This is a genomic window from Enhygromyxa salina (genome assembly GCF_000737335.2).
In the GTDB taxonomy this organism is placed as follows: domain Bacteria; phylum Myxococcota_A; class Polyangia; order Nannocystales; family Nannocystaceae; genus Plesiocystis; species Plesiocystis salina_C.
Genome location: NZ_JMCC02000240.1, coordinates 1 through 5,812, shown reverse-complemented (window position 1 = coordinate 5,812; position 5,812 = coordinate 1). Strand labels below are relative to the sequence as shown.

The 5,812-nt window shown below is 65.4% G+C and carries 4 protein-coding genes; 2 read left to right on the top strand and 2 right to left on the bottom strand.

Annotation, left to right across the window (positions count from 1 at the left end; all coding sequences use genetic code 11):
* A partial coding sequence (locus tag DB30_RS43385) for a helix-turn-helix domain-containing protein (protein ID WP_420870707.1) occupies nucleotides 1-128 on the bottom strand: 128 nt, incomplete at its 3' end.
* Nucleotides 129-317: 189 nt separating this feature from the next.
* Between DB30_RS43385 and DB30_RS40555 the strand changes: the two genes are divergently transcribed.
* Entirely contained in the window at nucleotides 318-2,576 is a 2,259-nt protein-coding gene (locus tag DB30_RS40555) for a serine/threonine-protein kinase (protein ID WP_052559476.1), read from the top strand.
* Between the two features lie 45 nt (nucleotides 2,577-2,621).
* Here DB30_RS40555 and DB30_RS40550 read toward each other — a convergent pair whose 3' ends face one another.
* Complete coding sequence (locus DB30_RS40550; RefSeq protein WP_146662926.1) at nucleotides 2,622-3,089, bottom strand: hypothetical protein; 468 nt, start codon at nucleotides 3,087-3,089, stop codon at nucleotides 2,622-2,624.
* Nucleotides 3,090-3,689: 600 nt separating this feature from the next.
* Between DB30_RS40550 and DB30_RS40545 the strand changes: the two genes are divergently transcribed.
* Nucleotides 3,690-5,812 (top strand): DUF6531 domain-containing protein (locus DB30_RS40545; protein WP_165704186.1); only part of this gene is annotated, 2,123 nt, incomplete at its 3' end.

Here is a 5,812-nt window from a genome sequence, read left to right as displayed (position 1 = left end):
CTGGACATTCGAACGTCACAGCCGCGCTCGAGCCGAGCGAGGGCGCTGGCGTCGACGCCGGTCGCGTTCGACAGCTTCGCCCGGCTCAGACGCAAATGCTCTCTCAGCACCCGCAGGCGCCGGCCCACGAGCGGTTGTCGGAAGGTCTTCCGCACGCCGCCGCTGTTTCTCCAGCATGTAAATTGGAGGCCCGAGCCTGTTTCGTTCGAATTATTTTCAACTTTTTTTCACCCGCCGAAGCTGCACGCGTTGGAGCGTCGCCAGAAGGCTGCCCGCGCTGCACGTGCAGGTGTTCGGGGTGTTACCATCGGGGTCACATGGACGAGCAGATCGACCAGCCCCCCTGGGGTCTGAAGGAGTTCAATTCGGACCGGTTCCAGAACGCGTTCCCGATCGGAGAGGGTCGCAACGCGTCGGTCTACCGAGCCTGGGACAAGCACCTCGAGCGTCAGGTCGCGTTCAAGAAGGAGCCGATCGATCCGCTCGCCAACTTCGAAGTTGAAGACCTCGAGCTGCTGAACCTCGGCGAAGATGCGACCAAGGTCTTCGAGTTGATGTTGGCCGATCGGGGTCTAGGAAGCCGCTACACGCTTTTGCGTGAGGGGCAGCTGCTCGCGCGGGTCGATCACCCAAACGTGATCTCTGTGCTCGACATCGGCCTGGTCGAAGCCGGTCGGGTCGCGGTCGTGCTTCCGTATCTCGAGGCTGGGACGCTGGATCAGCAGGACCTGCCGCGGGCGTGGGAGGGGCTGTTGGAGATCATCGTGCAGATCTGTCGGGGGCTCGCGGCAATCCACGAGGCCGGGCTCCTGCACCGCGACCTCAAGCCCAACAACATCATATTTGGTCGGGACGGCCGCCCGCGGATCGCCGATCTTGGGCTTGGGTGCGCGATCGAAGATGCCGACGCCATGGCTGAATGGGTCGGGACTGTCACGTACATGGCGCCCGAAGTGGTGGCCCACCGGCTCCGTGACCAGCGTGATGATCTGTACGCGCTGTGCATGATCGCCTATCAGCTGTTCTATCGTGCGGAGCCGTTCGCGGACGCGGAGGCGCGCGAGCAAGGCCGGGTGCTGACGCCGGCGCGGCGGGACATGCCGCGCGAGCTGTTTGGGATCTTGGCGCGGGGGCTCGCGGGGGATCCCGACGAACGCTGGCCGGACGTGCCAACGCTGCTGCGCGAGCTCGAGCGGGTCCGGGAGCCGAAGCGACCGCGGTGGACGTGGGCGGCGGCGTCGATCGGTGGCGTCGCTATCGCTGCGTCGGTGGCGGTTGGGTTCTTGGTGGCGTCGCGGCCGGCCCAGGCGGATGCGTGCGAAGACGTCAGCGTCGAGCTCGAGCAGATCTGGGACGATGAGATCCAGTCCGAGCTTCGCGGCGCGTTTGGGAGCCGTCAGGCCGGCGACGGGCTCGATCGCTGGGCCGGTCGGTGGGTGGACGTGCGCGCGGCGGAGTGCAGCGAGGCCAAGACGATCGGGGCCAGCACGAAGCCGTCGCCGTGCAGCGCGAGTCTGCGCGATCGGTTTCAGGCGACCGTTCAGGCGTTTCGTACGCCGCACCTGCGCGAGGGGTTGAGCTATGCGACGGTGATCGCGGAGCTGCCCGACCCTGGCCACTGCGTCGATCATCCGCACGACGCCGAGTGGGGGTACGGCGGGCTGCTCGAGCTGCGAAACATCGACGTTGAAGTGCAGGCGCTGGTCGGGATGGGGGATCTCGAGGTCGCCCGGGACCGTCAGCAGCGGTACATGGACCTGTCGCTGGAGCTGCGATCAGACTACGGCGTCGCGCGGGCGATGTTCTGGCGCGGGGAGATCCGTCGGCTCGATGGCGAGCTCGACGGCGCGGTGCAGGACTTCGAGCGCGCGTACGAGGACGCATGGGCGCTTGGGCTTGGGGTGTTTGGGGCCGAGGTGCAGATGAAGCTGGCCGCGGTCGCGGGGGCTCGGGGGGAGATCGCGGGTGTGGACGCGCATGCGCTCGGGGCCCGAGCGGTGTTTGCCGAGTATCGGCCGGACCGTGTGGCGGAGCTGCTGCAGGTGCACGGGCTCGCGTTGCTGGCCGGGCCGGAGCAGGTGCGTGAGCGCGGGGTCACGCTGCTGCTTCGCGCCGTCGAGCTGCGGGAGGCTCAGCTGGCGAAGCATGGCGGGACGCGGGAGTTGCTGAGCGCGGCGCACGAGAGCTACGCGCGCGGGCTGCTGGCGGTGCACCGGGCCGGGGAGGCGTTGGAGTATCTGGACCTGGCGCTGCGGGTGCACCAGGAAGAGTTCGGGCACGGGAGCTGGCGGACGCGTGCGATCTTGATGCTGAAGTTCTCAGCGTTTGTCGAAGTGGGACGGCTCGCAAATGCGGAGACGGTCGAGCGAGGTCTGCTGAAGCTGGATGCGGACAACCAAGCGTGGGAAAGGTACACAGAAGACGCGTTCACGTTGGCCAACCGCTACAGCGCTGCGGGGGAATTTCGTCGAGCGGCTGAAGTGCTTCAGGCTGGTCGACACATGGCTAGCCAACACCGATCACAAGAGGAAGTTTGGCGGTTTGACATAGCCATTGAAGAGCTGGTTGGAGGATAGGGCCAGCGGTGGGACGAGGCAGGTCTCCTCCCACCGCTTCAATCGCTAGTCGAAGCAGGTGACGGTGCCGTCCTGGTTCGTGACGCCGTCGTTACACCAGTAGATGTCCTGGATTTCACAGTCGTTTGAGCCGTGATAAATGTTCCAACAAATCCCCTCGTAGCAGCACATGTAGTTCGCCTGCGGTTGGGGCTGGAACCCCGGCTTGCAGGGGAACACCTCGCAGAAGTCGGGAACCTCGAAGTAGCAGCTCACCTCGCCGGTGGCCCGCACCTCGCCGAGTTCGCAATGGAATGTCTCACCCGTCGCGCACGAACCATCCCGGGCCGGCGAGCAGCTGCGACCCTCGCAGCAAACGGTGTCGTCGTAAACCGGCGCACCGTCGCGATGAGGCTCGCAGAGGATCGGCCTGCCCGTGTCCGTGTAGACGAGGTCACACAGATCGGGGGGCCCCCCACTGTTGCCAGTGAGCGTCGCGAAGAACGTGAGTAGTACCTGTAGCTTGATGAACATGATGCTTTCCTTCCGCCAGCGGCTGGCTGGCAAAGGAAAGCGTCGCACCGTCCACGCGCGGGGGCGCGACCGTCCGTGCTCACGCCTGGCGGGCCTGTCGGCGCTGGATCCGTGCAACGCCGTTGCAGGCCCTGTGTCTTGGTATCAGGCGCTCGGGTGCGGACCGAAGGTCATCCCGACGCCTCGGGGCCAAGCGAGCGCGGCGCTGCCGCGATACGCATGGAGAGACGTTCAACACGATGCAGATGAGCGGCGGTGATCGGCTGTGAGAGCGCAGGCACATCGAGGGCCCGAGCTGCCCGACTTCAGCCGCCCCCGCACGCCCGCGGTGGGCAGGTCGGCAGAAACTCATCCGTGGCTCAGCTCATCCACGCGGGGCGTTGAGAACGCAGGGTAGACCTCGGGGTCGTCCGCAACGCCGAGAAAGTTGCGGGCTCAGCTTCGGCGGATGGCACTTCGTCCGGGTTTCGTGCGTGGCAGGTTGAATGAGGGATGTGTGCCTTTCAGCGATTGATGTGCGTGGTCATCGTTGGGTGTTGGGTGGTTGTTTGTGGCTGCGGGGAGCGGCCGGATCTTCCCGGGCCGCGCTTGCGAGACGCGTTGGACGTCAGGATGCTCGAGCCGCCCGGCCACGCGGCTGGCGAGCCTCACGCATTCGAGCTTTGCCCGGATGGCGCCTGTCCGCGAGACGAGGCTGGGTATCTGTTCTCGGGGGAATTCCATGAGCGGGTGGTTGATCTGCGGGTGCGGGGCTGCACGGTCGGGCTAGACCTGGTGTGGGCGCGCCGCTATCGATCGCGCCTGGGGCCGGCCGCGGGGCGGTCGCCGCTTGGGAACAATTGGGACCATAGCTACAACATTTATGCGGAGCTTGGCGCCGGTCCAGATCAGCCGATCACCATATACGATGGCAACGCCCGACCTGCCGAGTTTCGCTTGGATGCGCAGGGTGTGTGGACGGCCCCTCGCTATCATCGCACGGGTGAGTTTGATGGTGATCAGCGCTTTGTGCTGACCTTCGCCGATGGTGGTCGCTGGATCTTTCACGCGGAAGCAGACTCGGCACCGGGTGATGTTCGTAGGCTGTGGCGGATTGTTGATCGCAACCAGAACATCATCGAGTTGGAATACGACAAATATGACCGGCTCGAACGGGTGGTCCACGCGAGCGGGCAATCGTTGGAGCTCGCGTATGACGAGACGGGTCATATCACCGAGGTCACCGCGCAGCTTGGGCCCGATGTTGCCCGCACGGTTCGCTATGCACGCTATGGGGCCGATGAGCCTGGCGGGAACCTGCATGATCTTCGTAGCGTCACGCTTGCGCCGATCATGGGCACGGTGACTGGCAACGACTTCCCGGATGGGACGCGGACCGTGTACACCTACGCGAGGGACACCGGGCGTTCCGAGCTCGATGGCAACCTGCTGACGATCGAGGACAGCTTGGGGCAGATTTATCTGCGCAATACTTACGCCAGCACGCTCGAGCCCAGCGACTACGCGTTTGACCGACTCGTCGCGCAGGCATGGGGCGACCCCGATGACCGGATTAGCATGACGTATGCCAGCGTGGGGCCCGCGCCTGACAATAATTTCGCGGTTGCGATGGCATGGGTGAATGATCGGGTGGGCCGGGTGAGCGCGCACTTCTTCGACGCGCACAACCAGCTCGTGCTGCGCCGGGAGTACACCGGGTTCGCCAACCCGGATCTGCCGACCACGGTGCAGCTCAACCCACCTGTGGACAAGCTGCGGGCTGATGACCCGGACTACTTCGAGACGCGGTTCGCTTATAACGCCGATGGCCACGTCAGCCGCGTCGTCCACCCGCGAGGGAACGCGACGGTGTCGATCTACGAGGGGGATCTGAGTTCCGCTGCGTCGCCGCGGATCCGAGGCAACCTGCGGGAGCGTCGCTATGAGGCCGACGTGTGTGACAGCGGCCTCCCGCGGATCCGCGAGTTGTTCGAGTACGCGCCGGGACTCGGCAACGAACACGACGCCCAAGACTTCGTCGTGCTTGCCACCGACGCGCGCGGCAACGTCACCCAGGCACGCTATGACGCCGCTGGGAATCGCACATCGATCATTCACCCCGAGCCAGATACCCGCGAAGACATGGAGTACAGCTCTGTCGGCCAGCTGACCCGGCATCAGCTGCCGGCGGACCCACAGGGCGTCCGCCGCGAGGTGGTCTTCAGCTACGCCGATGACGGGCATGTTCGTCAGGAGATCGTCGACCCTGATGGGCTGGCGCTGACGACCACCAAAGAGTTTGACGCCGCGTGCAATGAAGTCCGGCGCGTGGACCCGCGCGGCAACGACAAGCTCTACCTCTATAACGCGCGCGACGAGCTGGTCCGCGAGCTGGGTCCTGCCACCACGTGCCCTGCGACATGCGGAGGCGGTGCGGCCACGCGGGCGTACACGGATCACATCTATGACGCCAACATGAACCTGGTCCGCGTCGACTACGAGGCGCTCGATTGTGCAGGTGCGCCGCAGGGCAACGGCGTGGTCTCGACCTCGTTTGCGTATGACGTTCTCAACGAGCTCACGCTCACCACCGAGCAGGTTGGCGACGGCCGCGTGCTCACCAGCGTGCTTGGCTACGACGCCAACCGCGAGGTCACGCTACAGCAGCAGGGCGAGGCCACGATCACCACGATCTACGACGAGCGCGGGCTGACCTATCGGGAGACACGTGGTGCCGAGTCGGC

What these genes read in the sequence shown, in the direction of transcription:
- DB30_RS40555 (WP_052559476.1), top strand. Translation starts at nt 318, where the DNA reads ATGGACGAGCAGATCGACCAGCCCCCCTGGGGTCTGAAGGAGTTCAAT.
- DB30_RS40550 (WP_146662926.1), bottom strand. Translation starts at nt 3,089, where the DNA reads ATGTTCATCAAGCTACAGGTACTACTCACGTTCTTCGCGACGCTCACT.